At 54.7% G+C, this 1,933-nt stretch carries 1 protein-coding gene and 3 pseudogenes; 2 read left to right on the top strand and 2 right to left on the bottom strand.

Annotated elements, in window-relative coordinates:
• Positions 1–42 precede the first annotated feature (42 nt).
• Positions 43–525: pseudogene (locus B7449_RS17095) on the top strand (IS630 family transposase); the annotation flags it as partial.
• A 9-nt stretch (positions 526–534) separates the two neighbouring features.
• Here B7449_RS17095 and B7449_RS17090 read toward each other — a convergent pair.
• Positions 535–1,284 (bottom strand): annotated as a pseudogene (locus B7449_RS17090) (IS5 family transposase).
• A 113-nt stretch (positions 1,285–1,397) separates the two neighbouring features.
• On the bottom strand, positions 1,398–1,802 hold the full coding sequence (locus B7449_RS24425) for a transposase (protein ID WP_082084931.1): 405 nt from the start codon (positions 1,800–1,802) through the stop codon (positions 1,398–1,400).
• Here B7449_RS24425 and B7449_RS24420 point away from each other — a divergent pair.
• Positions 1,708–1,933 (top strand): annotated as a pseudogene (locus tag B7449_RS24420) (DUF1348 family protein); the annotation flags it as partial. The gene B7449_RS24425 and the pseudogene B7449_RS24420 sit on opposite strands and share 95 nt — an antisense overlap.

Below are 1,933 nucleotides of genomic sequence, written 5' to 3'. Positions count from 1 at the left end.
CGATGAAATCCTCGAATACGCCAATGACGTCTCACAACCTGACATCTCCGGAATGGCACGACGTCGCTGTTTGCAGCCCTCGACATCGCAACGGGTGCGGTAATCGGCAAATGCTACAAACGTCATCGTGCCGCGGAATTTCTGGACTTCCTGAAACGTATCGACACCGAGCTCCCTGATGACCTGGATGTTCATCTCGTGATGGATAACTACGCCACACATAAAACGACCACGATCAAGACGTGGCTCGCGCGCCGCCCGCATTGGCATGTTCACTTCACGCCCACCTCGGCTTCCTGGATCAATCAGGTCGAGCGCTGGTTCGCCGAACTGACGCGCAAGCAACTCCAACGCGGCGTGCATCGGTCAACAACTGCACTCGAAGCCGACATCATAACTTTTATCGACGCACATAACGAAAATCCAAGGCCGTATCGGTGGGTCAAATCAGCCGACCAGATCCTCGCCTCGGTGAAACGCTTTTGTCACAAAACAATGAACCGAACTTCAGTTCCAGGTGACTAGGCTCAGGACTCATAGCCAGAACAAGACGGTTGCGGCGAGGCAGACTGCCGAGAAGAAGACGGTCGGGCATCTGTCATAGCGTGTTGCGACCCGTCTCCAGTCCTTGAGCCTGCCGAACATGATCTCGATACGGTGGCGTCTTTTGTATTTCCGTTTGTCGTATTTGACCGGTTTTGCACGAGATTTTCGACCAGGAATACAGGGTTTGATCCCTTTCTCCTCCAGGGCCTCTCTGAACCAGTCAGCGTCATAGCCCCGGTCTGCCAGCATCCATTCGGCTGGTGGCAGACTGTCCAGAAGGGCAGCGGCACCAGTATAATCACTGATCTGACCTGCTGTCACCGAGCGGACGTCCGTTCCGGTCGGTGACAGCATGCAGCTTCGTATTCATCCCGCCTTTGGTCCGCCCGATCAAACGGCCTGAGCCCCCTTTTTTAACCGCAGGCTCGAAGCCGTGCGATGTGCCTTGAGATAGGTCGCATCAATCATGATTGTCTGAGACTCTGCCTTGCCAGTAGCCAGTCCCTCCATCATGCGGATGAATACCCCCATAGCGCTCCAGCGCTTCCAGCGGTTGTAGAGCGTCTTGTGTGGACCGTATTCCCGGGGCGCATCACGCCAGCGCAGACCATTTCTGTTCACGAAAATGATCCCGCTCAACACACGACGATCATCAACGCGAGGTTTGCCATGGCTCTTCGGGAAAAAGGGCCGCAGACGATCCATCTGCTCCTCCGTCAACCAATACAGGTCACTCATCTTCAGTCTCCTCACAGAGGCTGAATCAGATTTCCGCAATCATATCAATGGGTCCTGAGCCTACCAAGCATGCTTTTGACGCGGAATTCAGATGAAGGTTGACGAAATACCTTCTACGGCGTGTCGTCAGTCAAGAAGGATAATGATTGAAGCGAAGCGGTTGCCCGCTGCATCGTTCTATTGCGTTTTGGCGGTATGACCGGGGTAATCCCGCGCTCTGTCGATCGGTCGATCAACCTGTCTGCATCATGCGCCCTGTCGACAAGGAAGGCATCTGGGTCCATGTTTTCCAGCATCGGTTCCGCCCGGTTGGTATCCGCATTCTTTCCCGATGTGATGTCAATCTCCACCGGGTTACTCAGGGCATCGCAAATGGCATGGATCTTTGTAGTCAATCCGCCCCAGGATCGTCCGATGGCCTGACGCGATGAGATCGTGGCCTTCCTGACACGCAAATGGAACGTAGAGCACGAATACCGCCTGATCAAGAAACTCTGGGGTTTCCGCAATAACCGCATGGCTGTCCGTTTTGCCTATGAATGGCATGATGATGCGGGTCGATGGTTCCGGTCTTACGGCAATGAACTGTGGGAATTCGATACCGCCGGGCTTATGCGCCGCCGGGTCGCATCGATCAATGACCTGCCGA

Source organism: Komagataeibacter intermedius TF2 (assembly GCF_000964425.1).
GTDB classification, from domain to species: domain Bacteria; phylum Pseudomonadota; class Alphaproteobacteria; order Acetobacterales; family Acetobacteraceae; genus Komagataeibacter; species Komagataeibacter intermedius.
The sequence above is the reverse complement of the archived record's forward strand: the minus strand, read 5'-3'. Positions and strand labels throughout refer to the sequence as shown.

Excerpts from the sequence above, each read along its gene's own strand:
- B7449_RS24425 (WP_082084931.1), bottom strand. The coding sequence starts at position 1,802 with ATGCGGTTATTGCGGAAACCCCAGAGTTTCTTGATCAGGCGGTATTCG.